This window comes from Tardiphaga robiniae (genome assembly GCF_013359755.1).
Classification (GTDB): domain Bacteria; phylum Pseudomonadota; class Alphaproteobacteria; order Rhizobiales; family Xanthobacteraceae; genus Tardiphaga; species Tardiphaga robiniae.
This window is the reverse complement of the sequence record NZ_JABMCJ010000083.1, coordinates 190,559-216,771: the sequence shown is the minus strand read 5'-3', so window position 1 is coordinate 216,771 and position 26,213 is coordinate 190,559. Positions and strand designations below refer to the sequence as shown.

Below are 26,213 nucleotides of genomic sequence, written 5' to 3'. Positions count from 1 at the left end.
CGCTCTCTCGTCGGCGGTGTCGGGCGTATGCCTGGATACGCCCGACACACGCAGTTAAGCCGCAGCGGCGAGGCCGACGGGGGTCTTGGCGAAAGGCACAAAACCAGGAAGCGCTTCGATGCGGCGCAAGAAGGCGTTCACCTTGGGATAGCCGGACAGATCGACATTTCCTTCCGGCGCGCTTGCGATGTAGCTGTAGAGCGCCACATCCGCGATGGTCGGACCATTGCCGACAAGCCAGTCGCGATCGGCGAGATGCGCTTCGACCAGTGCCAACAAGGCGTGCGCGCGCTCGATGACTTCCTCCGGATTGAAGTTCCTGCCGAAAACGGTGATCAGCCGTGCAGCAGCAGGACCATAGGCCAGTTGGCCGGCAGCGACAGACAGCCAGCGCTGGATCGCCGCGCTTCCCTTCGCGTCATCGGGCAGCCACTCGGTTCGGCCGGATGTCTTGGCGAGATAAACGAGTATCGCGTTCGAGTCGGAGACAATGGTGCCACTGTCATCGAGGACCGGCACCTGACCGAACGGATTGAGCGCAAGGAAATCCGGCGTCTTGTGCGCGCCCGACTTCAGGTCAACCTCGATGAGTTCGTGGGGCAGGCCAAGGAGCGAAGCGAACAGATGCGCGCGATGAGAGTGGCCGGACAGTGGATGGTGATAGAGCTTCATGATTGTGATCCTGAATTCGTGGTCGGGTCCATTCCCGTTCAGCGAATGCAAGTTGCTTCATGATCCGGCGCGCGAGAATGCACGCTCTGCGCACTTCATCATTGCGCCGGATGAAATAACCGCGGCCTTTGTCGGCGCGCGGCAGGCCCGATAGCGGTTTCATCAATCGCGTTGATGGGTCTTCCCGGAGGGCATCCACGTCGCGGAGGGGGCATTACTCGGAAAGCGGGCTCGTAGCCGCCGCAATTCTTGATCCAGAACAAGCGGCTGGACATCGCGATGGCATAAAAGTCAATTGCGCGGCGTCGATGGCCATGGTGTAACCCGGCAAAGACGTCGTTTAGATCGACTCAAGACTACGCCGGAACCCATTGATGGCCTTATGGTTTGTGTTCGCCTTGATGACCGCCGCGGCGACTTTCGCCGTGTTGTGGCCGCTTGGCCGGACCCGCTCCGATGCCGGGGGTACCGAGGCCACTGTCTACCGGGATCAGCTCGCTGAAATCACCCGCGATACCGCCGCCGGCCTGATCGGGCCGACCGAGGCGGAAGCGGCACGTGTCGAGATCAGCCGTCGTCTGCTGGCAGCGGTCGACGCGGAGGGCGCGGCGTCCGTGGGCAGCAGTCCCGGCTTTCGCCGCGCGGTGGCGCTGGTGGCGCTGATCGGCCTGCCGCTGCTGGCCATCGGCTTCTATCTGCCGCTCGGCTCGCCTGCCATGCCGGACTTTCCGCTCGCCGCGCGCAACCAGTCGCCCAGTCCCACCCAGCCGCTGGACAATCTCGTCGCACAGGTCGAGCAGCATCTCGAGAAAAACCCGACCGACGGCCGTGGCTGGACCGTGCTGGCGCCGGTGCTGGCGAAGATCGGCCGTACCGACGATGCGGTGCGCGCGTTCCGCAATGCGATCACCTATGCCGGCGATACAGCCGCGCGCCGCGCCGATCTCGGCGAGGCCATAGCGATGGCCGCCAATGGTGTCATCACCGCGGATGCCAAGACCGAATTCGAACGCGCTGTCGCGCTCGATGCCGGTGAGGTCAAGGCCCGCTACTTCCTGGGCCTCGCGGCCGAGCAGGACGGGCGTGGCAGCGACGCGGCGATGATCTGGCGCGACATGCTGGCAAAGGGACCTGCGGATGCGCCGTGGCGTCCGGTGGTCACGGCGGCCCTGGCGCGTGTCGGCGGCAGCGCTCCGAAATCAGGCCCGAACCTGCCGGCGCTGTCGGAAGACACGATCGCGTCGGTACAGGGCATGAATGCAGGCGACCGCAATGCGATGATCCATGGCATGGTCGACCGGCTTGCCACGCGGCTCAAGCAGGATGGCAGCGATGTCGAGGGATGGTTGCGGCTGGTGCGTGCCTATATGGTGCTCGGTGAGCGCGACAAGGCAAAGAGCGCGCTGGCAGATGCACGGGAGGCGGTCGGCACGGATGCCGAGCGGCTGCGCAAGCTGAACGATGGCCTGAAGGACTCCGGGCTGGATGGGTGACTTCCAATGACGCGCAAGCAGCGAAGATTGACGATGATAGGTGGAGCGCTGGTGGTGCTCGCCATCGCGGCCGGGCTGGTGCTGAACGCGCTGCGCGACTCCATCGTGTTCTTCTCGACGCCGCAGATGGTTGCCGAAAAGCAGATCCCCGTTGGCAAGCGCTTTCGCCTCGGCGGCATGGTGGAGCAGGGCTCGCTGGTGCGCGGCGATAATCTCGCCGTGAGCTTCAAGGTCTCCGATGGTGGCGCAACCTTGCCGGTGAACTACAAGGGCATCCTGCCGGATCTGTTCCGCGAGGGGCAGGGCGTTGTCGCCGAAGGCGCGATGGATGCGTCGGGCGTGTTCAAGGCCGATACGGTGCTGGCGAAGCATGACGAGAACTACATGCCGAAGGAAGTCGCTGACGCGCTCAAGAAACAGGGGCGCTGGCAGGAAGGCGAGGGCGGCAAGCCGGTGATGTCGCAGGGCGCCGCCAAGCCCGTGGTGACCCCTGCAAAACAGAGTGTTTTGCAGTGATTGCCGAAGCGGGACACTATGCATTGGTGCTAGCGCTGGCGCTGGCGTTGATCCAGTCGACGGTGCCGATCATCGGTGCGCGCCTGCGCGATCCCGCATTGATGAATGTCGCGCGCTCCACGGCACTGGCGCAGCTGCTGTTCGCGGGGCTGTCGTTTCTCGCGCTGACGACGCTCTACGTCACGTCGGATTTCTCGGTCGCCAATGTGTTCGAGAATTCGCACTCCGCAAAACCGTTGCTCTACAAGATCACCGGCGTGTGGGGAAACCACGAAGGCTCGATGCTGCTGTGGGTGTCGATCCTCGCACTGTTCGGCGGGCTCGTCGCCGCCTTCGGCAATAATCTGCCGCTGTCGCTGCGCGCGCATGTGCTGGCGGTGCAGGGCTGGATCGCCGCGGCGTTCTATCTGTTCATCCTGATGACCTCGAATCCGTTCCTGCGGCTGGCACAGCCGCCGCTCGAGGGCCGCGATCTCAATCCGGTGCTGCAGGATATCGGCCTCGCGGTGCATCCGCCGATGCTCTATCTCGGTTATGTCGGCTTCTCCATCGCATTCTCCTTCGCCGTCGCCGCATTGATTGAAGGCCGCATCGATGCCGCATGGGCGCGCTGGGTGCGGCCATGGACGCTGGTGGCGTGGATCTTTCTGACGCTCGGAATCGCGATGGGCTCCTACTGGGCCTATTACGAACTCGGCTGGGGTGGTTGGTGGTTCTGGGATCCCGTCGAGAATGCCTCGCTGATGCCATGGCTGTCCGGCACGGCGCTGTTGCACTCCGCTGTGGTGATGGAGAAGCGCAATGCGCTGAAGGTCTGGACCATCCTGCTGGCGATTCTGACCTTCTCGCTGTCGCTGCTGGGCACCTTCCTGGTGCGCTCCGGCGTGCTCACCTCCGTCCATGCCTTTGCAACCGACCCGACGCGCGGCGTGTTCATCCTGCTGATCCTGTGCGTGTTCATCGGCGGTAGCCTGACGCTCTATATGTGGCGGGCATCATCGCTGAAGCAGGGCGGGCTGTTCGCGCCGATCTCGCGCGAGGGCGCGCTGGTGCTGAACAACCTGTTCCTCACCACGGCCTGCGCCACGGTGTTCATCGGCACGCTGTATCCACTGGCGCTGGAAATGCTGACCGGCGAGAAAATCTCTGTCGGCGCGCCGTTCTTCAACCTCACATTCGGCCCGCTGTTCGTGCCGTTGCTGCTGGCGATGCCGTTCGGGCCGCTGCTGGCGTGGAAGCGCGGCGATCTCAGAGGCGTGACGCAGCGGCTGATGGCGGCCGGAATCGCCGCGCTACTGGCGGTGGCATTGGTCTGGGCATGGACGACCGGCGGCGCGGCGCTGGCGCCGCTGGCGATCGGGCTCGGCGTGTTCGTCATTTCCGGATCGATCGTCGATATCGCCGAACGCACCATGCTGTTTCGTTTACCGTTCGGTGCGGCGTTCCGCCGTGCGCGCGGATTGCCGCGCGCGGCCTGGGGCACGGCCTTTGCTCATGCCGGCATCGGCGTCGCGCTGATCGGTATCGTCTGCGAGAGCACCTGGAATACCGAATATATCGGCACCATGCAGCCGAACGATGTGGCGAAGCTTGCCGGCTATGAGCTCACGCTCAAGGACGTGACGCAGCGGCAGGGGCCGAATTTCCGTGAGAGCATCGCACGCTTCAGGGTGACGCGCGGTGGCGACGAGATCGGCGAGATGACGCCATCGAAGCGCAACTTCGCGGCGCGGCAGTCCTCCACCACGGAAGCCGCGTTGCTGTCGCGCGGCGCCAGCCAGCTCTATATCTCGCTCGGGGAGGAAGCCGCGGGTGGCGCTGTCGCCGTGCGGATGTATCACAAGCCGCTGGTGCTGATGATCTGGTGGGGGCCGGTGCTGATGGCTTTTGGCGGGCTGCTGTCACTGTCCGACCGGCGGCTACGCGTCGGCGCGCCGAAGCCGGCCAAGGCATCGCGCGCACTGCAGCCGGCGGAGTGATGGTGTGACACGCATTGTCGCAAGCCTCATCGCCGTCATGTTCCTGCTCGCTGCGCCGCTCGCGCATGCGGTGCAGCCCGACGAGATCATGAAGGACCCGGCCCAGGAAGGCCGCGCGCGCAACCTGTCGAAGGAGCTGCGCTGCATGGTCTGTCAGAACCAGTCCATCGACGATTCCGATGCACCGCTGGCGCGCGACCTGCGCCTCTTGGTGCGCGAGCGCATTGCCACCGGCGAGAGCGACAAGCAGGTGCTGGATTTCCTGGTGGCGCGCTATGGCGAATTCGTGTTGCTGAAGCCGCGCCTCAACCTGCATACGCTGCTGCTGTGGCTGCTGACGCCGCTGGTGCTGATCGGCGGCGGCTTCGCCTTGTGGTGGCACAACCGGCGACGGGGCAGGGCTGCAGGCGATGATGATGCCGTGATGCAGCTCACCGCTGAGGAAGAAGCGCGGATCGAGCGGCTGATTGCCAAGGAAACGGTGCAGGACAAGCCGGTTTAGTTCGCCGACCCCGGCCAGCAGCCGACTAGTGAGAGCTCGCATCTAGATCACAAGGCAAAGTCCCGAAAACAGCAACAAGCCCAGGATAATTCGTTTGAAGGCTGCTTCGTTGACCCGTCCGAACAGGACGATGCCTAAAGCCGTTCCAGCAGCCAAGGCGGGTAGAGACATGCCAAAGTTGATCAAGACCTTTAACGAAAGGCTGTGGTGCGAAAGCATGAGAGCAAGGGCGAAAAGCTGCATCACCCCTATGTAGGGTTGAACCAGACCGCGCTGCTGATTTTTCGGGAGACCATGGATGTCGCACCAGATCGCAGGAAGCGCGCCGGGCATCGCAGTCAATCCGCCGACCAGTCCCCCACCAAACCCTACCAGCGCGTTTCTGCTCTGGCTCTCCATCTGACGCGAGCAGGCAGGCGTTGGCCGGAACAAGGCATATGTCGCGTAAAGCGATACGAGAGCTCCAAAACCCAGTCTGAAGGTTCCAGTACCCACATTCTGCAGGAGATAGATCGCGATCGGAATGCCCAGCAGTCCACCCGCGATGAAAACGAGGCTGGTTTTCCATTGCATGCTCTTGCGTAGCGCAAACAGAGTGGCCGCTTGTACAGTGATGCTGCAAGCCATCATCAATGGCACAGCTTCCATAGGCGGAAAAACGTGTAGCAGGACAGCACCGGCGACCGCCGAGAACGCAAACCCGGAAAGGCCGGAAACGAACGCGCCCGCAAAGACCGCCCCGCTTAGCGTCAAATAAGCCGCTATATCTGACATGGCATCGCTTCCTTTGGAACGGTGATCGTCTTCAATAGCGGGACAGCGCGGGGCGTCCGAACTCACTCAAGTGACAACAACAAATCCATCTAGTCGCCGTGGATCGCCGTTGTTGCCGTTTCGATCGGTCGGATACTCGACACGTGGTTCAGCATGTATCCTCCGACAACGTGCAAAATGCCGAAGCCAGCCAGGACAGCGATGGCCCACGCTTTGAGAGGAGACGGAGGCGTTGGTCGACGGATGTGGGAGCTCTTGGTAACTGCCATCTCCAAATTTCCTTCTTGCACGCGTTTGGAAAATTCGACTGTCACTTTGAAAGCGCGCTCCTGCTTCCAACTGCCGAATTCAAGATCGGCTGCTGTTCGAGCGCGTCCAGTTGGGGTGAACGATATCGCTGGGTTCATGCGCGAGCGATACGGCAGATGTCGTATTTCGTCGTCGGCAAGGAGGCTAATGTCGAAAGGCCCTGCGCCGCCGCAGGTGGCGCCGCCGTGGGAGATCAGCGCCGAGACATAATCTCAACCGTGGCCGGGTGATCGCCAATCCGTGGGCAGCTACATATTTTAGCGACCGCTATCGATCGATTCCTTGCCGTCAACACAGGCTGCAACGATTGCTTCGTGCAATTCCTCGCCGGTGATCGGCTTATGCAGAATACGATGACCGCTGGCGATGGCTTCCTTGATCCGCGACGGCGAGGTATCGCCGGTCACGATAACGGCAGGGACCGAGCGGCCGATATGGGCGCAAAGAGCCTCGATTACGTCCAGGCCCGTAGCCCCATCTCCGAGGCGGTAGTCGGCAATGATCAGATCGACCGGTGCATCGCCGGCCTCGATCGCCTCTGCATGAATCTGTTGCACCTCGGCGGCAGATCGGCCGGCATAGACGCGATGCCCCTGCAGTGTGAGCAACTGGACCATGATATCGAGAACATCCCTCTCGTCTTCCACGACCATGATGCCGACGGCGATGCCGGCTGGTGATGCCTTGTTGTCGGGCAAAGGAGTTTCCACCGCACTGGCTATCGGAACCGTAACGGAAAACATCGAGCCGCGCCCGGTGACGGAGACCAGCTTTAGCGGATGTTGCAGCAGTACGGCGGTGCGGCGAACGATGGCGAGGCCAAGGCCGAGGCCAAGCGCGCGATCCCTCGCCGGGTTCTGCAATTGTACGAATTCCTCGAACACCATTGCTTGCTGATCTGCGGGGATGCCGGGGCCGGTATCCCATATCTGGATTTCCACCGAAGCGTCGCGCCTACGGCAGCCGAGCAGAACGCCGCCGGATCTCGTGTATCGAAAAGCGTTCGACAGCAGATTGTCCAAAACCCGTTTCAGCATCATGGGATCGCTGTCCACCAGCAGACGGCTTTCAACAACACGCCAATCAAGGCCGCGATCCTTCGCCACGGGCGCGAATTCGTTGCCGAGTTGATTGAAAAGTTGGGACAAATTCACCGTCTCCTTCGCAACAGTGACGACGCCGGCATCGAGCCGGGAGATGTCGAGCAGTCCATTCAGGAGGGCGCTGAGATTGCCGACAATGGATTTTGCCTTGCCGGCCAGATCGCGAGCATCGCCGGATGCGACAGCGCCGCGGTGACCCAGCGCCGCGAGCGTGGCGATCAGTAGACTCAAGGCATGGATCGGCTGGCGCAGGTCATGACTGGCGGCCGCAAGGAAACGCGTTTTCGCATGATCGGCCGCTTGCGCGCGGTCGCGTTCTTCCTGCAGGTGGCTCACCAGTTCGACATTTTCCAGGCGCAACCTGATGGTCTCACGCAGCATGTGGTACGTTGTGCGGCAGTAATAGAGATTGATGGCCACAAGCCCCGCAAGCAGGGAGAGATATGCGCCGGAGATGTCACCTCCATTGGTAATCGAGCGTACGGTGATCGGAAGCACCGTTGCGATGATCGAGCCGACGAGAGCAGGCGGAAAGGCCGAGAGCGACGGAACTGTGCCGCAGATCAGACCGGTCAAGACAATGACCGTGAATGAAAAAGGAATGGGCGCCTCAGGAAGGAACCCAACCCAGCCGAGCATTCCCCATAGCAGGCCTGACACGCAGGAAAACGCAGCCGCAAGCCAGGCCCATCGCAACGCGGACGTCGGCTCTCTATCTCGGCTGAAGAACCGGCGCGCCGCCAGAACGCGTATGGCAGTGAGCAGATACAATGCGCCGAGCCATCCGATCAACCAGCTCGCCGATACGACGCTCCTCAGTACGTACGCTGCCGCCAGGGAGATGAGGATGTTGGCGACCACCACCCCGTAGGAATTGCGATACAAAAGCTCGACGAGCGCCTCGCGTATCTTGTCTTCTTGCATCGAAACCTCTTCGCGCGCCGGTAGGTGCGGCGGCTTCGTTCGCGAGTTGCCGTTGCGCTAGCCCGCTGGAAGGCCGAGACGAATTGCGTAGGCTGTCAATTCAGCACCGCTGTGCAGATCAAGCTTCCGCATCAGATTCTCGCGATGTTTCCGGGCGGTCAGCGGGCTAATGCCGAGCCGGTTGGCGATGTCGCGGCTGGTGGCACCGTGAGGGATCATCCCCAGGATTTGCCGCTCTCGCCGTGTAAGCGTGACCGGAGATATGATCGCAGCCGTGGGCTCGGGGGAGACGTTCGGGCCGTCATGCTGGTCCACCGCAAAACGAACCTCCTCCGCCACATAGGCGTTGCCTTTTCTGATGGCATCGATTGCAGCGATGAGTTCGGATGGATCGCCGCTCTTGGTCAAATAGCCATTCGCGCCTGCAGAAAAAGCTGCCCGAACGGAACGTGGCTCAACATTGGCGGTCACGACAAGAACTCGCAGCTCCGGCCATTCGGTTCTCAGGTTGGCTATGAATTGAAACCCGTTCACACCCGGCATGCCGAGATCGAGTATGAGAAGATCGGCGGAGCTTTCGTTCAGCAGCCGGTGAACGGCTTCACCGTCCGCCGCTTCTCCACTGACCGTAAGCCTGTCCACGGTCGACAGAAGCTGTTTCAGACCTTGCCGAATGAAGGCATGATCGTCGGCAATGATCGTCCTCAGCAGTCCGCTCATGCATCGCCCCGCTACAACGGCGCTAGGATATAAGTCAGATCCAATCAAAGATTGGAATCCATGCATTCATTTGCCTGATGATCTTAATACAAAATACGCGAGTTGCCGTATTTTTACATATGGCCGCTGAGGCTCAGGACTCATTGAATCCAGGCGCTCGACCGCACTCAACCCGGCTTGCCGATGAAGAAGGGCCGCGTCGGGACGATGACCCACGACTACGAACGGCACGACCACTCTGTTTGCGGCCCTGAATATCCTCGACGGCACCGTTATCGGCCGCATTATGCAGCCCCAGCGTCACCAGAAGTTCATCCGCTTCCTCAACACCATCGAGGGCCAGGTGCCGGCACGAAGGCGATCCACGCCATCATCGACAACTACGCCAACCACAAACATCCCAAGGTGCAAGAATGGTTGGCCCGGCATCCCGCTGGACGTTCCACTTCACACCAACCTCGGCATCATGGCTCAACGCTGTCGAAGGCTTCTTCGCAAAGCTTGCGAGACGTCGCCTCAAACGCGGCGTGTTCCGATCCGTGGATGATCTCAAAGCCGTCATCGATCGCTTCGTTACCGAAACCAACGCCGATCCAAAGCCCTTTGTTTGGACGGCCAATCCCGAACTCGTCCTCGTCCCTATCAAACGGGGGAAGCGTCAATCCACTAGTGCAGCTGTTGCCGCGGCCGGCGTCTATTCGGCGGGCAACACCGCCTGGATATTCCGACCCGTGCGTTCGATATGCTCGCGCAGGATCCGTGTTGCATCGCGCGTGCGCCGCTCGATCATCGCATGGGCCATGGCCGTGTGTTCTGCAGGCACATCGCGATCCGGCTGATGCTTCTTCAGGAAGATGCGACGATAGCGATCGCTCTGGTCGTGCAGCGTCGCACAGAACTGCCGCAGCAACGGCATCTGGCACGCCGAGATCAGTTCGGCGTGGAAGGCGCGATGCGCAATCTCCCAGGCTTCCTGCTCGGCGGCTGAGCGTGAGCCGCGCTTGCAGCGGCTGAGCTGATGCAGCGAGCCGAGCACGCGTCCTTCCCAGGCGACATCGCCGTGTTCGATGGCTTCCTTGACGGCGAGGCCTTCGAGTTCGACGCGTAGCCGGATGATTTCGGCGAGATTGCTCGCCGAGACCGGCGTGACGCGATAGCCGCGCTGGTCGATCAGCGCGACGAGTCCGTCGTTCTCCAGACGACACAGCGCTTCGCGCAGCGGGCTGAGGCTGACGCCGAAGGCGGTGCGCAGGCGATCAAGATTGAGTTTGCTGCCCGGCAGTAGGTCGCCGCGCATGATGGAGTCCCGCAAGCGGGCGACGAGCGTGGTGGACAATGTGGTCGGGATCGCGCCGGCCGTAGTGGTGTGTGCGGTGCTCATGATGCCTGTCCGATGCTCTCGAAGCCGTAAAGCGAAGCCGGATTATCCACCAGTGCCAATTGCTGCGCTTTGGGATCCGGCAGCCAGAGCGGGATGAGATCGACGAGGTCGCCATCGTTCGGCATCGCGACCGGGCAGATCGGATGTGGCCAGTTACTGCCCCAGAGGATGCGGTCGGGACGCGCTTCGACCACGCACGCGATCATCGGCAGCATGTCGCGATGCGGATAGGGCTCTGCAGAGAGGCGATACAGGCTGGCGAGCTTGATCCAGCAGCGGTCGGTGTCGAGCAATCGCAGCAAGGTTTGGAACGGTTCGGAATCGACGCCTTCCGCGGCGCTGATCCGGGCGAGGTGATCCAGCACGAACGGACTGCGGACCTGCATCAGTTGAGGCGCGACATCGACCAGTTCGCTCGCTTTGTTGAAATGCAGCACGAGATGCCAGCCGAGATCGAAGGTCTCGTCCGCGAGGCCCGCCAGATGCGCAAAGGATGCGCCGCCGCTGACGACGGTGGACATGCGGCAGCCCCGCATGCCGCGGAGGTGCATGTCTTCGAGCTCCTGCTGCGGCAGGCCCGACGGGATCACCGCCACCCCGCGCAGTCGTTTCGGATTGAGGTCGAGGGCCGCAAGGGTCGCACGATTGTCGGTGCCGTGAGCACCGCCATGCACGATGACGGCGCGGTTGATCCCGAGCGTTTCGTGGAGCTGCATCAGGTCGTCATAGGTGCAGTCTTCGGGCGTGTAGCTGCGCTGTTCGCTGAACGGAAATTCGGCCTGCGGACCGAAGACGTGGACATGGGTATCGCAGGCACCACGCGGCATCACGAATGCCGGACGCTTCGGATGGCGATCGGGGCCGGGGCAGGGCTTCGGTGGGGCGCCAGGCGTATGCGCACTCATCGTGGCAACTCCCTTCAAATAAGCGATCTTTGTTCGCTGAAAATAAACGGTGGCAATCAGCCGATTTGACGACAGCCTTAAGTAGTGCCAACATAAAATCGACGAAGCAAGAAAAATCGATTATTTGGAGGTTCGCATGCGGCACGTGGTTTCTGCACTGGTGGCTCTGGTCATGGTTTCGCTGGTCAGCCAGGTTGCCCATGCAGGGTTTCCCGAACGCGGCATCAAGATCGTGGTGCCGTTTCCCGCCGGCGGATCGAACGACGTCGTTGCCCGCTTGCTTGGCACCAAGCTGCAGGAGCTCTGGGGACAGTCGGTGGTGATCGACAACCGTGCCGGCGGCGGCGGCAACATTGGCGCGGATGCCGTCGTGCGCTCGCCCGCCGATGGCTATACGTTGCTGCTGACGGCGCCCGGACCGCTCGCGGTCAATCAGTCGCTCTACGCGCAACTCCCCTTCAATCCCGCGCAGGATTTCACGCCGGTGGCGTTGATCGCATCGGTTCCGATCGTGTTGGCGGTCAATCCCGGCGTGAAGGCGACGACGGTGGCTGAGCTGATCGCGCTCGCCAAGGCGTCGCCGGGCAAACTCAATTTCGGCTCGTCCGGCTTGGGATCAACCAATCATCTGGCGGGAGAGCTGCTGAAGGCACGCGCCGGCATCGATATCGTGCATGTGCCGTATCGCGGCGCGGCGCCGGCGATGAATGACCTGATCGCCGGTCAGATCCCGATGATGTTCGACAACATGCCGGCCATTCGTCCGCAGGTTCAGGGCGGCACGATCCGCGCGATTGCCGTGGCCGGCGCAGCGCGCTCGCCTCTGTTCCCGGAGCTGCCGACCATGGCGGAGGCGGGTGTCGCGAATTTCGAGGCGTCGTCATGGTTTGGCCTCGTCGCGCCGGCCAAGATGCCGCCGGATGTGACGAAGATGCTGATCGACGGAGTGACCAAGGTGCTGAAGGACCCCGACATGGCGAAACGTCTCGCCGATGTCGGCGCCGAGCCCGGCACGTTATCCGGCGACGCATTCGCTGCGTTTCTGCGCGCCGAGTCGGAAAAATGGGGCCAGGTGGTCAAGACAGCGGGTGCCAAGGTCGAGTAGGACGTCGGCGGTAATCGATTTGAAAACGGGAATCATATGACGAAGAAAATTGCAGAGCTCGACGAGCTGAAGTCCCGCTACGAGACCATGATTGGCTTCACGCCGCCGAAGATCGCCAAGCGGCTGGAACTGGGCATGCGCGTCGATCCCGCTCTGGTCACGGCGCTGGAGGACTGGCGGATTGCGGCGTTGACGCCGACAGCACTGGACCAGAAGACCGTGCAATTGATGTCGTTCGCAATCCTGCTGGTCCAGACGTCCGAAGCTGCTGCCAATCACGCAAAGGCTGCGATCAAGGCCGGGGCCACGCTTGAGGAGCTGCACGCAAGTGCCGGAATCGCTGCACTGTTCCGCGGCGTTGCAGCCTTCAACATGGCCGGCGAAATCCTGGCCGGTCTGTTCCCGGAGACGGCTCAAAAGACCGGCGGCTGATACCGCCGCTGCATCTGCCGATATCGGGGTGATTCAGGCGCGTTGTCCCCCCGCGTCATCCCGCCACACCTGTATCCGCCAGATTACCAAACCTTAATTCCCCTGCCAGCCCGCGGTAAGGTGGAAACCTCCATCTTCAGATCACACAAGGCGCCTTGCCCCCGCGCCGTTGCTCTGGAGATTTTCTCGATGTCCGACCGCCCCACCGATTTTTCCGAATTGCCGTCCTACAAGGCACCCCGCCGCTCGCTGTTCTCTGCGCGTAAATTCGCGCTGATGGCGTCGGTCGTTGCGGGCCTTGGTGTTGCCGCTTATGGCCTGTCGCCCTCCAACGGTCCGGTCGACATCTTCACCACCACTGCGCACGCGCAGGTCGACAAGCAGGTCAAGTCGCAGGCTGCGCAGCCGGTCGGCTTCGCCGATATCGTCGAGCGCGTGAAGCCGTCCGTGATCTCGGTCAAGGTCAACATGAAGGAAAAGGTCGCATCGAAGGATGACGACAACAACGGCGACTCGCCGTTCCAGCCGGGCTCCCCGATGGAGCGCTTCTTCAAGCGCTTCGGCCAGGACGGCGTGCCCCCGGGCATGCGCGGTGGTCCGCGCGGCGGCGGCCGTGGCGTCGTGAGCGGTCAGGGCTCGGGCTTCTTCATCTCGGCTGACGGTTTCGCCGTAACCAACAATCACGTGGTCGATGGCGCCGACAAGGTCGAGGTCTCGACCGACGATGGCAAGACCTATTCGGCCAAGGTGATCGGCACCGATCCGCGCACCGATCTGGCGCTGATCAAGGTCGAGGGCCGCACCGATTTCCCGTTCGCCAAGCTTGCTGACGGCAAGCCGCGGATCGGCGACTGGGTGCTGGCAGTCGGCAACCCGTTCGGACTCGGCGGCACCGTGACCGCAGGCATCGTCTCGGCCTCGGGTCGCGACATCGGCAGCGGTCCGTATGACGATTTCATCCAGATCGATGCCCCCGTGAACAAGGGCAATTCGGGTGGTCCGGCCTTCGATACGTCGGGCGAAGTGATGGGCGTCAACACCGCGATCTATTCGCCCTCGGGCGGCAGCGTCGGCATCGCGTTCTCGATCCCGGCCTCGACCGTGAAGACGGTGGTGGCGCAGCTCAAGGACAAGGGTTCGGTCTCGCGTGGCTGGATCGGCGTGCAGATTCAGCCGGTGACCCAGGATATCGCCGACAGTCTCGGCCTGAAGAAGGCGGAAGGTGCGCTGGTCGCCGAGCCGCAGGCCGATGGTCCGGCAGCCAAGGCTGGCATCAAGTCGGGTGACGTCATCACCGCGGTGAATGGCACGCCGGTCAAGGATGCACGCGAACTCGCCCGCACCATTGGCGGCTTCGCGCCGGGCAACACGGTGAAGATCAACGTGCTGCACAAGGGGGAGGACAAGGTTCTGTCCATGACCCTCGGCCAGTTGCCGAACACGATAGAGGCGAAGGCCGATGTCGATAGCGGTGACAAGGGATCGTCATCGCGCGGCAGCGACGTGCCGCGGCTCGGCCTCACTGTCTCGCCCGCGAGCAGTGTCGCCGGTGCCGGCAAGGACGGCGTGGTCGTGACCGGCGTCGATCCGAAGAGCGCCGCTGCCGAGCGTGGCTTCAAGGAAGGCGACGTCATTCTCGAAGTCGCCGGCAAGAGCGTGACCAATCCCGGCGATGTGCGCGAGGCGATTGTCGCCGCGCACAACGACAACAAGAACAGCGTGCTGATCAGGGTTCGCTCGAACGGCTCATCGAAGTTCGTGGCCGTTCCCCTCGCGAAGAGCTGATCACCGCACATGAACGGAGAGTGTCGCCGGCATAGTCGCCCCCGCTGACGGCTCTTTCCAGGGGGCGAGCCACAAACTCGCTCCCGCTGCTTCCTTTCGATGGAAAACGCCCCCCTCCGTTGAAAGGCCAATGGGCGGTGAAGTTTCCCCCAGCTTCACCGCCTATTCTTCTTTCTGCCCCGAAGGATACCCGGCGGGCATTCCGCCGCCTTGCATGAAAGCCCGGTGCGCGCCATGGTGACCGAGACTCACAAGATCCACAGCGAATCCGATCCCCAGATGCGTCTGCTCATCATCGAAGACGACCGCGAATCCGCCGACTATCTGGTCAAGGCTTTCCGTGAGGTCGGCCATGTCGCCGATCACGCCAGCGATGGCGAGGAAGGTTTCGCGCTCGCCGATTCCGGCGATTACGACGTGCTGGTGGTCGATCGCATGTTGCCGAAGCGCGATGGACTCTCCGTTATCGGCGGCCTGCGCGACAAGGGTAACCGGACGCCGGCGCTGATCCTCTCGGCGCTGGGCCAGGTCGACGACCGCATCAAGGGCCTGCGCGCCGGCGGTGACGACTATCTGCCAAAGCCTTATTCATTCGCGGAGCTGCTCGCGCGCGTCGAAGTGCTGTCGCGCCGCCAGGGTGGTCCCGCCGAAGAAACGACCTATCGCGTCGGTGATCTCGAACTCGACCGGCTGTCCCATGGCGTGACGCGCGGTGGCCAGGAACTGATCCTGCAGCCCCGCGAATTCCGGCTGCTCGAATATCTCATGAAACATGCCGGGCAGGTGGTCACCCGCACCATGCTGCTGGAAAACGTCTGGGATTATCATTTCGATCCGCAAACCAACGTGATCGATGTCCATATCTCGCGCCTGCGCTCGAAGATCGACAAGGGTTTTGAGCGTCCGCTGCTGCACACCATTCGCGGCGCAGGGTATATGGTTCGCGACGGCATGAAGTGAGTCAAATCTAGGTTCAGTCAGAAGATTGACGCTTTACGCGGTCGTTGCCGATCATCATCGCGTCAATCGTCCCGGACTGCGAAAGTGATTGATCTCAATTGACGGGCCGGTGCGCGGGCGCTGACCCGGCGACTGACCGTTCGGGAACCAAGGCGCAGCGCGAGCCTTTAATGACCATCAGCGCCGTGGCCACGACGAGCCCCGTGAAGAGCAGGTAGGTGAGAGACATGTTCTCCCCTGCATCTGCCAGCAGCAGGTAAGCGAACAGTCCTGCAGTCGATGCGGCGTAGCCGAGCCACGCAAGTTTCGGAAAGCGGAAGCCGCTCTCATCACGCGAGAGGTCGAGCACCAGGTATATAGCCAGCAACGTGTTACACAGCGCCGCTGGTAGCAGGCCCATCACGATCTCGCGTTCGAATCCGAGATAGGACAGCACGCCGGAGACCTGAGCGATCACCGGAAACGGCAGGTAACGCGCATTGAGACAGGCGAGCCCGATGGACGCGACCTCGAACGCAAAGAAGTAACGATCGTGCATCTTCGGAAGCAGGTAGGGCATGATCATCAGAGATGCGCATGCGACGAGCAAAATGAACTCTGGCCCTTCTCGCTTGGACCGCGCGAGCAAGGCTGCCAGTGCCAGCCCGCCGAGTACCGCCAATGCGAGCCCGATGGTGACACCCATCTGGTAGGGAACGCTCCCTGCGAACACCCAGATATTCGCGGCGTTCATGGTGAGACGGTGAAACGTCTCAGCCTGCTCCATGTAGATGCTGAACACCGAGGCGATGGGTCTGCCGGCGACAACCACAGGAACGGCGAGAGCTGCATAGACCACGGGAACGGCGGCGAGCCATGCCCAGTGAATCTTGTCACGCAACATCATGCCAAGGACGAATGGCCCCAGGAATACGCCTTGGGCCTTCACCGCGACTGCGACCGCGAATGGCAAGATGCCGTTCCGATGCTGCATGAATGCCGCTATCGAAACGAGCGTGAAGAATGTCCAGATCGAGTCGGCCTGGCCCCACACAGCGCCGTTGAAGATCTCTGTCGGTGCAAGCCAGACACAGCAAAAGGCAACGCACGCGCGCGATGGTGCCTTATTCGCCGACCACACGATCAGAGCTACCACGATCGCGCAGCCGAACTCGAATACGAACGAGATCGCCTTCACCAGAGTGAGGGGCTGGCCCAGCCCATTGAATTGCGCCGTGATCAACAACAGGTAACTGTAGAACGGCGTGTAGTTGGTGAAGGCTTCGCCAAGCCCGCCGATACCGCGGTCGCGCGCGAATATGTACCAGGGGATCAGGTATCGAACGGCGTCAGTGGTGGTATGCTCCCGAGCGAGGAAGCGGAGCAGGAAGCCTAAAAGAACGCATCCGATCACGATCAAGGAAACAGAAAGCTGCCGGCTATCCAACCGTCGAGCAAGCATCTGCATCAGCCTCAATTCCTCCCCCAAGCTACTTCATCTACTGCCCGATAGCGGTATTTGGTAGGATTAATCGGCCGAGTTGCCGATGTCGTTCTGGTTGTTGTCGGCCTCCAACCGGATCTGCCAAGATCCATGGAGCTTTATCCTCACCCATAACTAAGGAGATTAGGCAGGTTTACCCGTGATTCCCACACTTTCGCGCTCAATCAGGTCGCCGGCGAAGCTATGGCAGCGGGCGAGGTTGCCTTACGACAATCGTGACATTCTCCCGGAACCTGATTCTAATAAAGATACAGCGGCGGTCCGTCGCGCCGTCTATGGCTGTTCTTCGTCGAACGGCGCGTTGATCACCAGTTCGACGACGGAGCTTGCCTTGTAGCCCGCCACGAAACGTTCGCCGAAATCGCGAATGAAGTTGTCGTAAGTGGTGCCGGGTTGGGTCCGGGCGATATGGCAGAAGCAGCGAGTCATTTTCTGCTTCATTCCCAAACGTGGAAATTCCGCGACAATCGCCGCAACGTCGCTCGGCGGAATAAGGTCATACTGCAGGCCGACGACATCGAAGCAGATGCCGGCGGTGCAGAGCGCGACTTCGGCTTCCTTGAACAGCCCAATCGACGGCGTGGAATTGAGCGCAACGCTATCCCAGATCAACTGTGCACGGCTTCGGTCGAAGCCATGCTCCCGTGCAAAGAGACGCGCGAGGTCGGCGCCTTCTACTTCGAAGCGACGCGGTCCGGCGAAGCGTTCATTGAGCGTGATGTCATGCAGTAGTGCTGCGACGGCGAGAACCTCGCCGTCGTGCTCGATGTTCTGCAGTTGAGCGAGCCGCACCGCAAACAACCATGACCTGACGACATGGTTGAACAGGTATGGTTCGCAACTGTTCCGGGCGTGGTCGATCGCGCTGGCGATGATGGCCGTATCGGGGACGGTCACTCCCGCCAGTTGCCTGTCATTGATCTGTTGCATGTTCGTCGCCTCGCTCTACCGGACCGTGAAGGTTGCCTGTGCTAGCTCTTCAGGAATTTCAGCAGCTCGGCATTGACCTGATCTGCATGGGTCGCCGTGATGCCGTGCGGTGCGCCGGGATAATAGACATCCTTGGCACCCTTGATCAGCTTGGCTGATTTCACTGCGGAATCCTTCACGGGCACGATCTGATCGTCCTCGCCATGCAGGACGAGGGTGGGGATGTCGAACTTCTTCAGGTCTTCCGTGAAATCCGTCTCCGAGAATGCCTTCACGCTCTCATAGGCATTCTTCGCGCCGGCCTGCATGCTCCACAGCCAGAACTGATCCAGCGTGCCCTGCGAGACTTTCGCGCCGGGCCGGTTGGCGCCGTAGAAGGCGATCGCCAAATCCTTGTAATATTGCGACCGATCTCCGGCCACGCCGGCGCGGATGCCGTCGAACACCTCGATCGGCAATCCTTCCGGATTGGCTGGTGTCTTCAGCATGATCGGTGGCACCGCCGCGATCAGCACCGCCTTCTTCACACGCTTGGTGCCGTGGCGGCCGATGTAGCGTGCGACTTCGCCGCCACCCGTGGAATGGCCGACCAGCGTCGCGTCCTTCAGATCGAGCGTCTCGATGACTGCGGCGAGATCGTCGGCATAACCGTTCATGTCATTGTTGTTTGAGGCCTGGCTGGAGCGGCCATGACCGCGGCGGTCATGGGCGACGACACGATAGCCATGCTGGGCCAGAAACAGCATCTGGCCGTCCCACGCGTCCGCATTGAGCGGCCAGCCGTGGGAGAAGGTAACGACCGGGCCCTTGCCCCAGTCCTTGTAATAGATCTCGGTGCCGTCCTTTGTGGTGATGGTGCTCATGGTGCGATGTCCTTTGTGAGCGTGAGGTTTGGTTGGCTTGTCGCCGGCCTTGCCCTCGGCGATCGAGGGCAAGCCGGCAGTGATCGCGGTGATGGCGGCAGCTGCGAGCAGATCGCGGCGGGAGGGTGTCGAGCGCGGAACGTCGTCGGTCATGGTCGGTCCTTGGTTGGCGGAGAGGCAGCTTGCGTCGATCAGCCCTTGAGCCAGTCGTCGAGATTTATCGCTCCGATGCGCGCGCCGGCATCGGGCGTCAGGGAGCGGTCATTGATCGGCGTGCCGAAATAACCCACGTGGATGTCGGCGATGACCTGGCGTGGGTCCTGCTTTGTCGTCAGATATTTGCGCCCGAGTGCGTCGAGCGGGAGCGGTTCGGGCCCGGCCACCTCGACGACGCCGTTCACCGGGGTGCCCAGGGCCAGGTCCACCATGGCGGCTGCCACGTCCGCAGATGCGATGGGCTGGATCAGGGCCGGCGCCAGGCGAATCACGTCGCCGTCCACGCCGCCTTGCACGATGGCGGGGATGAATTCGAAGAACTGCGTCGCCCGCAGGATCGTGTAGGGCATTCCAGACGCCTTGATGAGATCCTCCTGGGCCAGCTTGGCACGGAAATAGCCGCTGGCTTGAAGGCGCTCGGTCCCGACCACAGACAGGGCCAGATGATGCTGGACATCTGCGGCCTTTTCCGCCGCGAGCAGGTTGCGGGTGGATGTCTGGAAGAATTCCATCACTGGCCCGTCCTCGAATGATGGTGAATTCGCCACGTCGATGACGACGTTTGTCCCGGACATGGCCTCGGCCAGTCCTTCCCGCGTCAGCGTGTTGACGCCCGTCGACGGCGAGGCGGCGAGGACCTTGTGGCCCAGCTTCCTCAAGCCGCTCACGACCTGCGTACCGATGAGGCCGCTACCTCCGATGACGACGATTTTCATGATATTTTCTCCCTTTCACACGGTGACGATCGTGTGGGCGGACCATGCGCCGCGGCGCACAGGAAGACTTTGCCGCAATCTTCGTTTTCTCTTGAGTTTCGCTTGGATGTTCGTTCAGAAAGGGCCGGCTGGCACGTCACCGCCGATGGCGCGCGACAGGCCAGTTGTGGGGTCGGTTCTGTTGCCTCCTGAAGGTCTTGACGGTTCATTGCCGCCGGCCGAAAACGCAGGCAGTCATGGAGCGCCGAGTGCCGTATCTGTTCGCAGGCTATGTCCTCGATCCCGACCGCAGAGAGCTGTCGCATGGCAGCGACAAAGTGGCGATCACGCCGCAGGCTTTCGACCTGCTGCTGCATCTGGTGAAGAACCGCGACCACGTTGTCAGCAAGGATGCGCTTCTCGACGCCGTCTGGGTGGGACGGATCGTGTCCGAATCGACGCTGGCCAGTCACATCAATGCGGTACGCAAAGCGCTGGGCGATAGCGGCGATGAACAGCGGCTGCTGAAGACGGTGGCGCGCAAGGGATTTCGTTTCGTCGGCGATGTGACCGAGACGGCAATGCCGGCGCGGTCTGACGCGGCGGTTGCCGATCACGCCACATCGACGGTGAACCCGGACGCCGCGCTGACGTTGCCCGATCGGCCGTCGATCGCAGTATTGCCGTTCCTCAATCTGAGCGGCGATCCGCAGCAGGACTATTTCGTCGATGGCATGGTCGAGGACATCATCCTCGCGCTTTCGCGGCTTCGCTGGCTGTTCGTCATCGCTCGCAACTCCAGTTTCACGTTTAAAGGCCGTGCCGTGGACGTCCGCGAGGTCGGGCGCGAACTTGGCGTGCGCTATGTACTGGAAGGCAGCGTGCGCCGTGTGGCGAACCGCGTGCGCATCACCGGACAGCTCGTGGATACCACCACGGGCATGCATCTGTGGGGCGAGCGCTTCGAGAGTGTTGTTGATGACATCTTCGATCTGCAGGACCAGGTCACGGAGAGCGTCGTGGGCGCTATCGCGCCGCAGCTTGAATTTGCGGAGATCGAACGCGCCAAGCGGAAGCCGACCGAAAGCCTCGACGCCTATGATTACTACCTGCGCGGACTGGCGAATTTTCATGTGTCGACGCGCGATGGGATCGATGCGGCATTGGCGAATTTCTACAAAGCCATCGAGCTCGATCCAGACTTCGCTGCGGCCTATGGGATGGCCGCGGGATGCTTCTACTGGCGCAAGATGAACCGCTGGCTTTCCGATCGTGTGGCTGACGGGCGTGAAGCGGCGCAGCTTGCCGAACGCGCCGTCACCCTCGGAAAGAACGATGCGGTAGCGCTGACACGCGGCGGCCACGCGTGGCCGCATTTCGGTGGCGACCTGCATGCCTGCGTCGCCTATGTCGATCGTGCGCTGGTGCTCAATCCCAATCTCTCGACGATCTGGTACCTCGGCGGCTATCAACGCGTCTCGCTCGGCGAACACGACGAGGCCATCGCCTATTTTTCACGCGCCATGCGGCTCAGTCCGCTCGATCCCGAGACATTCCAGATGCATACGGGAATCGCGATGTCGCATCTCTATTCGCGACGCTTTGATACCGCGCTCGGTTGCTTGCGGGAGGCGTCGCGCGAGGTGCCGAACATTCTTCGGGTCGCCGCATTCCAGGCCGCTGCGCATGCCCTGGGTGGGCGAATGGAAGAGGCGCGTGAGGCGATGGGCCATGTGCGCCGGCTCGATCCCACATTGCGGCTCAGCAATATTGACGACTGGCTGCTGGTGCGGCGACCGCAGGACTTCGCACTTGCATCGGAAGGCCTGCGAAAAGCCGGCCTTCCGGAATGAACCTGGCTGAAAGAGAAAATTCCTGCAGTCGGGCGACATTACCAACATCTCATATTCACGCCCTGTTTGTTACAGCTTGCGCCTGCTAGAACAGGGGATGACTTCCAGAACCTTCCATTTCCGCACGTCCCGAGCGTGACCCGTGACGGCTATCGGTAAACTGTTTCGCACGACGGCCTTCCGGTTGACGTTGGCCTATCTGCTGCTGTTCGCGCTGTTTGCAGCATCGCTGCTCGGCTATTTCGCCTGGAATACACACCGGCTGATCAACGATCAGATCACGACCACGGTCGATGACGAAATGACCGAGCTGAGCGATCTGTTCGGGCGGCGCGGCTTGCGGGGAATCGTGGGCGCCATCGAGAACCGGGCGCTGCGGCCTGGCGCCAACCTCTATCTGATCACGACACCGGCGGGTCAATCCATCGCCGGCAACGTGTCTTCACTGGCGCCCGGCGTGATGGCGACCACGGGCTGGTCCGAGACCGCCTATCGCCGCCTCGACGATCCCGACTCTTCCAACCATCGCGCGCTGGTGAAGGTGACGCAATTGAGCAGCGGCTTCCGGCTGCTGATCGGCCATGATCTCGAAGAACGCCGGCGTCTATTCGACATCGTCGGCGATGCCGCAAAGTGGTCGGTGTTGATTGTCGTTGTTCTTGGACTCGGCGGCGGGATCTTCGTCGCCAGCCGCGTGCTGCGGCGGATCGACGCGATGACCGGCACCACCCAGCGCATCATGGCGGGCGATCTCTCCGGTCGTCTGCCGGTCGGACGCAGTGGCGACGAACTCGACCGTCTCGCGGAAAATCTCAATGCCATGCTGGAGCGCATCGAAGCGCTGATGACAGGACTGAAGGAAGTCTCGGACAATATCGCCCATGACCTCAAGACGCCGCTCACGCGGCTGCGCAATCGGGCGGAGGAGGCGCTGGCGCGATCCAGCAACGAGGCCGAATATCGTGCGGCGCTGGAACGCACCATTGAGGAATCCGATGGCCTGATCCGGACCTTCAATGCGCTGCTGATGATCGCACGTGCTGAATCCGGGCAGGCGCGCGGCAATATGGACAATTTCGACGCTGCTGAAGTGGCCGAGGGCATCCACGAGCTCTATGAACCGCTGGCTGAAGACAGCGATCTTACGCTGACCGTCAAGACCGCGGCTGCGCCGCTGCGCGGCAATCGCGAACTGATCAGCCAGGCGCTCGCCAATCTCGTCGAAAACGCCATCAAATATGGCAAACCTGCGATCACGGACGAGAATGCCGATAGCGCGGGCGCTGCGGCTGCCAAGGACATCGTGATCGAGGCGCGGCGCGAGGGCGATCAGGTGCTGCTCAGCGTGTCGGATCATGGTCCAGGCATTCCCGAAGCCGATCGGAAACATGCGGTGGAGCGCTTCGTGCGGCTGGAAGCGAGCCGCACATTGCCCGGTTCCGGCCTCGGTCTCAGTCTTGCATCTGCCGTGGCCACGCTGCACGGCGGTGAATTGCAGCTGGGCGACAATCATCCAGGGTTGCGGGTCACACTGGCGCTGCCCGCAGTGGCAGCCGAAGGCCTTGCGGGTCAAACGGGGAATGTGCCACAGAAGTCGGCATGACCTCAGCCGCAACAGGCGAGGGCCAGCTCCCGCTGGCCGCGCAATTCGTCAGCGGACCGCAGCTGTTCGCCCCCGCCGATGCCGAGCAGCGCTTCGGCGAATGGCTCGCCGATATCGCGCCGGACGATGCTGCCGCATTTCGCGCGATCACCGACCAATTTCCGCATGCCAGGGCGATCCTGCTCGGCATTGCCGAGGCCTCGCCCTATCTGTTCGATCTGATCCGCGCCGATGCCGGGCGTGCCTTGCGTCTGCTGCATTGTGACCCCGAGCGCCTGCTCACCACTCTGATCGCCGAGACCTCCGCGAATGTCGCTGCCGCCGGCGGCGATCCCGATGTCATGCATCTGCTGCGACGCATGAAATCCGAAGCGGCCTTGTTGATTGCGCTGTGCGATATCGGCGGCGTCTGGCCGGTGATGCGCGTCACGCGGGCGCTGACCGATCTCGCTGTGTCCTCCGTCCAGACGACGGTGCGTTATCTGCTGCGCCAGGACATGGCACGCAAGCGCATCCTGCCGCCGGATCCCGATCATCCGGAGCATGGTAGCGGCCTGATCGTGCTGGCGATGGGCAAGATGGGCGCCGGCGAGCTGAACTATTCCAGCGACATCGACCTGATCGTTTTCTTCGATCTCGAGGCGCATACGCTGGCCGAGGATATCGAGCCGAATTCATTCTTTGTGCGCATCGCGCAGGGCGTGTCGCGGCTGCTGCAGCAGCGCACTGGCGACGGCTATGTGTTCCGCGTCGATCTGCGGCTGCGACCCGATCCGGCCTCGACGCCAGTAGCCGTCTCGACGGCATCGGCACTGCATTATTATGAGCGCGAGGGGCGCACATGGGAACGCGCGGCAATGATCAAGGCGTTTCCTTGTGCCGGCGATTTCAAGGCCGGTGAGGCCCTGCTGGCCGAGATCGCGCCGTTCGTCTGGCGCAAGCATCTGGATTTCGCCGCGCTGGCCGATGTCCACGACATGAAACGGCAAATGCAGACGTTTCGCGGGCAGAATGAAATCTCCGTCGAGGGCCATAACGTCAAGGTCGGGCGCGGCGGCATTCGTGAGATCGAGTTCTTCGCGCAGACCCAGCAGTTGATTGCCGGCGGGCGTCATCCCGAATTACGCGTGCGGCCGACGCTGGAGGCGCTGAATATTCTCGCTGCCAGCAACTGGATCACCTTTGAGGCGCGCGATGAACTGACGCTCGCCTATGAATTCCTGCGCCGTGTCGAGCATCGGCTGCAGATGGTGGCCGACGAACAGACTCACTCGCTGCCCGATGACGTCGGCGCCATGGAACGCTTTGCGCGCTTCTTCGGCTATGGCAGCCGCGAGGCATTTGCCAGCGATTTGCTCGGGCATCTCAATTGCGTGCAGGGGCATTATGGCCGCCTGTTCGAGGGAGATCCGACCGACAACGTCCATCTGCCGGCTGTCGACTACAAAGCAGGCGCAACGGATCAGCGGCTGCTCGAACATTTCACCAAGCTCGGATTCCGCAAGCCCGCGATGGTGGCGGAGACGGTGCAGCATTGGATGACGGATGACTATCGCGCCCTCAAATATGAGGGTACGCGGCAGGCGTTCATGGAATTCGTGCCTTCGCTGATCGTGGGGCTGGCCGATGCCGAAGAGCCAGATCTTGCGGTCGTCGCGTTCGACCGCTTTCTGCAGGCGTTACAGCGCGGCGGCCGGCTGATCTCGCTGCTCAGCCAGAACCGCGATCTCGTCGCGCTGGTGGCGCTTGTACTTGGCGCGGCGCCGCGTCTGGGTGACATGCTTGCGCGGCAGCCGCAGATCATGGATGGGCTCATCGATCCGCGCTTCTTCGGCGCCATGCCGGACCAGCGCGAGCTTTCGACGCGGCTGGCGGCGACGCTCGAAGACGCCAATTCCTATGAAGAGTTTCTCGATCGTCTGAGGCTGTTCGGACAGGAAAGCCTGTTCCTGATCGGCACGCGTATCCTGTCGGGCACGGTGTCGGCGCAGCAGGCCGGGATTGCATTCGCCGACGTCGCCGAAGGCATTGCGCATACGCTGCATGGGCTCGTGCTCGATCAGTTCGTCGCCCAGCACGGCCGCATCAAGGATCAGCAGACCGCGATCGTAGCCATGGGCAAGCTCGGCAGCCGCGAGATGACGGCGGCGTCGGATCTCGATCTGATTTTGATTTACGACTTCGATCATGACGCGCCGGATTCCGATGGACCACGCCCGCTGCACGGCGCGCAATATTTCGCTCGGCTGACGCAGCGCCTGATCAGCGCCTTCACCACGCGCACCAATTATGGCGTGCTCTACGAGGTCGATATGCGGCTTCGCCCGTCGGGCCGGGCCGGGCCGCTGGCGTCACGCATCGATTCCTTCGCTGAATATCAGGAGACCGAGGCCTGGACCTGGGAGCACATGGCGCTGACGCGCGCGCGGGTGATTTCGGCGACGCCCGCGTTCCGCGAGAAAATCGAACTGGTCATCCGCGACGTGCTGACGCGTCCACGTGAAACGACGATCATCGCCAATGACGTTGCCGAGATGCGTCAGGCCATCGCCGAGGAAAAGGGCGAAGACGATATCTGGGACCTGAAACATGCTGCCGGCGGCATGGTCGATATCGAATTCATCGCGCAATATTTGCAACTGGTGCATGCGGCAGAGAAGCCCGAGATCCTCAGCATCAGCACGCAACAGGTGCTCGAGAGCGCGGCGCGGCTGGGCATTCTGCCGCCGGCTGCCGCCGATGTGCTGCGTCCCGCGGTGCGGCTCTATCACGACCTCACGCAGGTGCTGCGGCTATGCGTGAGCGACAAGTTCAAGCCAGAGACTGCAGGCACCGATCTGTTGCGCATACTCGCACGCGTGAGCAACGAGCCGGACTTCTCTTCGCTGCAAGCACGCGTGCATGAGACGCAGGCTGATGTGCGCCAGGTGTTCCGCCTGGTTGTGGAAGGCGCAAGTTAGCCTCCTCCTGGAAATTCAAGCTCGGCGAGCCGCAATTTCCAGGGATCAGT

General features: G+C 62.1%; 21 protein-coding genes and 1 pseudogene. 12 read left to right on the top strand and 10 right to left on the bottom strand.

Annotated elements, in window-relative coordinates:
* Positions 1–54: 54 nt before the first annotated feature.
* Positions 55–672: a glutathione S-transferase family protein gene (locus tag HP556_RS14140; RefSeq protein WP_175367428.1), complete on the bottom strand. Its 618-nt coding sequence runs from the start codon at positions 670–672 to the stop codon at positions 55–57.
* A 374-nt stretch (positions 673–1,046) separates the two neighbouring features.
* Here HP556_RS14140 and ccmI point away from each other — a divergent pair, with 374 nt between their 5' ends.
* The 4 genes from ccmI to HP556_RS14120 are packed head-to-tail and all read left to right on the top strand — an operon-like array spanning position 1,047 to position 5,162.
* Positions 1,047–2,165: a c-type cytochrome biogenesis protein CcmI gene (gene ccmI / locus HP556_RS14135; RefSeq protein WP_175367427.1), complete on the top strand. Its 1,119-nt coding sequence runs from the start codon at positions 1,047–1,049 to the stop codon at positions 2,163–2,165.
* Positions 2,166–2,171: 6 nt separating this feature from the next.
* A complete protein-coding gene (gene ccmE / locus HP556_RS14130; protein WP_089267088.1) occupies positions 2,172–2,681 on the top strand; it encodes a cytochrome c maturation protein CcmE in 510 nt (169 codons plus the stop codon).
* The gene (locus HP556_RS14125) at positions 2,678–4,660 is read left to right on the top strand and encodes a heme lyase CcmF/NrfE family subunit (protein ID WP_175367426.1); all 1,983 of its coding nucleotides are present in this window, start codon (positions 2,678–2,680) and stop codon (positions 4,658–4,660) included. The genes ccmE and HP556_RS14125 overlap by 4 nt, the downstream gene beginning before the upstream one ends.
* A 4-nt stretch (positions 4,661–4,664) precedes the next feature.
* Positions 4,665–5,162, top strand: a complete 498-nt coding sequence (locus HP556_RS14120; RefSeq protein ID WP_175367425.1) for a cytochrome c-type biogenesis protein CcmH — start codon at positions 4,665–4,667, stop codon at positions 5,160–5,162.
* A gap of 42 nt (positions 5,163–5,204) precedes the next feature.
* On the opposite strand, the gene HP556_RS14115 is transcribed toward HP556_RS14120, so the two are convergent.
* From HP556_RS14115 to HP556_RS14105, 3 genes are all read right to left on the bottom strand, one after another.
* The gene (locus HP556_RS14115) at positions 5,205–5,936 is read right to left on the bottom strand and encodes a sulfite exporter TauE/SafE family protein (protein WP_175367424.1); all 732 of its coding nucleotides are present in this window, start codon (positions 5,934–5,936) and stop codon (positions 5,205–5,207) included.
* Between the two features lie 566 nt (positions 5,937–6,502).
* On the bottom strand, positions 6,503–8,272 hold the full coding sequence (locus tag HP556_RS14110; RefSeq protein WP_175367423.1) for a hybrid sensor histidine kinase/response regulator: 1,770 nt from the start codon (positions 8,270–8,272) through the stop codon (positions 6,503–6,505).
* 57 nt (positions 8,273–8,329) lie between these two features.
* The gene (locus HP556_RS14105) at positions 8,330–8,992 is read right to left on the bottom strand and encodes a response regulator (RefSeq protein WP_175367422.1); all 663 of its coding nucleotides are present in this window, start codon (positions 8,990–8,992) and stop codon (positions 8,330–8,332) included.
* A gap of 147 nt (positions 8,993–9,139) precedes the next feature.
* Between HP556_RS14105 and HP556_RS14100 the strand changes: the two are divergent.
* Positions 9,140–9,645 (top strand): annotated as a pseudogene (locus HP556_RS14100) (IS630 family transposase); the annotation flags it as partial.
* 41 nt (positions 9,646–9,686) lie between these two features.
* Here HP556_RS14100 and HP556_RS14095 read toward each other — a convergent pair.
* Together HP556_RS14095 and HP556_RS14090 are read right to left on the bottom strand one after the other, a co-directional pair.
* The gene (locus tag HP556_RS14095) at positions 9,687–10,373 is read right to left on the bottom strand and encodes a GntR family transcriptional regulator (RefSeq protein ID WP_120290919.1); all 687 of its coding nucleotides are present in this window, start codon (positions 10,371–10,373) and stop codon (positions 9,687–9,689) included.
* A complete protein-coding gene (locus HP556_RS14090) occupies positions 10,370–11,278 on the bottom strand; it encodes an amidohydrolase family protein (protein WP_175367421.1) in 909 nt (302 codons plus the stop codon). The genes HP556_RS14095 and HP556_RS14090 overlap by 4 nt, the downstream gene beginning before the upstream one ends.
* 136 nt (positions 11,279–11,414) lie before the next feature.
* On the opposite strand from HP556_RS14090, the gene HP556_RS14085 reads away from it, so the two are divergent.
* The 4 genes from HP556_RS14085 (at position 11,415) to HP556_RS14070 (ending at position 15,560) form a co-directional block, all read left to right on the top strand.
* Positions 11,415–12,383, top strand: coding sequence for a Bug family tripartite tricarboxylate transporter substrate binding protein (locus tag HP556_RS14085; protein WP_175367420.1), 969 nt, complete (start codon positions 11,415–11,417; stop codon positions 12,381–12,383).
* 36 nt (positions 12,384–12,419) lie between these two features.
* Positions 12,420–12,815, top strand: coding sequence for a carboxymuconolactone decarboxylase family protein (locus HP556_RS14080; RefSeq protein WP_175367419.1), 396 nt, complete (start codon positions 12,420–12,422; stop codon positions 12,813–12,815).
* 189 nt (positions 12,816–13,004) lie between these two features.
* Positions 13,005–14,600: a Do family serine endopeptidase gene (locus HP556_RS14075; protein WP_175367418.1), complete on the top strand. Its 1,596-nt coding sequence runs from the start codon at positions 13,005–13,007 to the stop codon at positions 14,598–14,600.
* Between the two features lie 279 nt (positions 14,601–14,879).
* Positions 14,880–15,560, top strand: coding sequence for a response regulator transcription factor (locus HP556_RS14070; RefSeq protein WP_068730718.1), 681 nt, complete (start codon positions 14,880–14,882; stop codon positions 15,558–15,560).
* A 94-nt stretch (positions 15,561–15,654) separates the two neighbouring features.
* On the opposite strand, the gene HP556_RS14065 is transcribed toward HP556_RS14070, so the two are convergent.
* From HP556_RS14065 to HP556_RS14050, 4 genes are all read right to left on the bottom strand, one after another.
* Positions 15,655–17,007 (bottom strand): hypothetical protein, encoded by a 1,353-nt coding sequence (locus HP556_RS14065; protein WP_175367417.1) that lies wholly within the window; start codon positions 17,005–17,007, stop codon positions 15,655–15,657.
* A 309-nt stretch (positions 17,008–17,316) separates the two neighbouring features.
* Entirely contained in the window at positions 17,317–17,973 is a 657-nt protein-coding gene (locus tag HP556_RS14060) for an HD domain-containing protein (RefSeq protein WP_175367416.1), read from the bottom strand.
* 41 nt (positions 17,974–18,014) lie between these two features.
* A complete protein-coding gene (locus HP556_RS14055) occupies positions 18,015–18,989 on the bottom strand; it encodes an alpha/beta fold hydrolase (protein WP_199712083.1) in 975 nt (324 codons plus the stop codon).
* Between the two features lie 38 nt (positions 18,990–19,027).
* Positions 19,028–19,768 (bottom strand): SDR family oxidoreductase, encoded by a 741-nt coding sequence (locus HP556_RS14050; RefSeq protein WP_175367415.1) that lies wholly within the window; start codon positions 19,766–19,768, stop codon positions 19,028–19,030.
* A 248-nt stretch (positions 19,769–20,016) separates the two neighbouring features.
* On the opposite strand from HP556_RS14050, the gene HP556_RS14045 reads away from it, so the two are divergent.
* From HP556_RS14045 to HP556_RS14035, 3 genes are all read left to right on the top strand, one after another.
* A complete protein-coding gene (locus HP556_RS14045) occupies positions 20,017–21,600 on the top strand; it encodes a winged helix-turn-helix domain-containing protein (RefSeq protein WP_175367414.1) in 1,584 nt (527 codons plus the stop codon).
* A 142-nt stretch (positions 21,601–21,742) separates the two neighbouring features.
* Positions 21,743–23,203: a sensor histidine kinase gene (locus HP556_RS14040; protein WP_093758959.1), complete on the top strand. Its 1,461-nt coding sequence runs from the start codon at positions 21,743–21,745 to the stop codon at positions 23,201–23,203.
* Positions 23,200–26,163 carry a bifunctional [glutamine synthetase] adenylyltransferase/[glutamine synthetase]-adenylyl-L-tyrosine phosphorylase gene (locus tag HP556_RS14035; RefSeq protein ID WP_175367413.1) on the top strand — a complete coding sequence of 988 codons (2,964 nt, stop codon included), beginning with the start codon at positions 23,200–23,202 and terminating at the stop codon, positions 26,161–26,163. Before HP556_RS14040 ends, HP556_RS14035 begins: the two co-directional genes overlap by 4 nt.
* Positions 26,164–26,213: the final 50 nt, after the last annotated feature.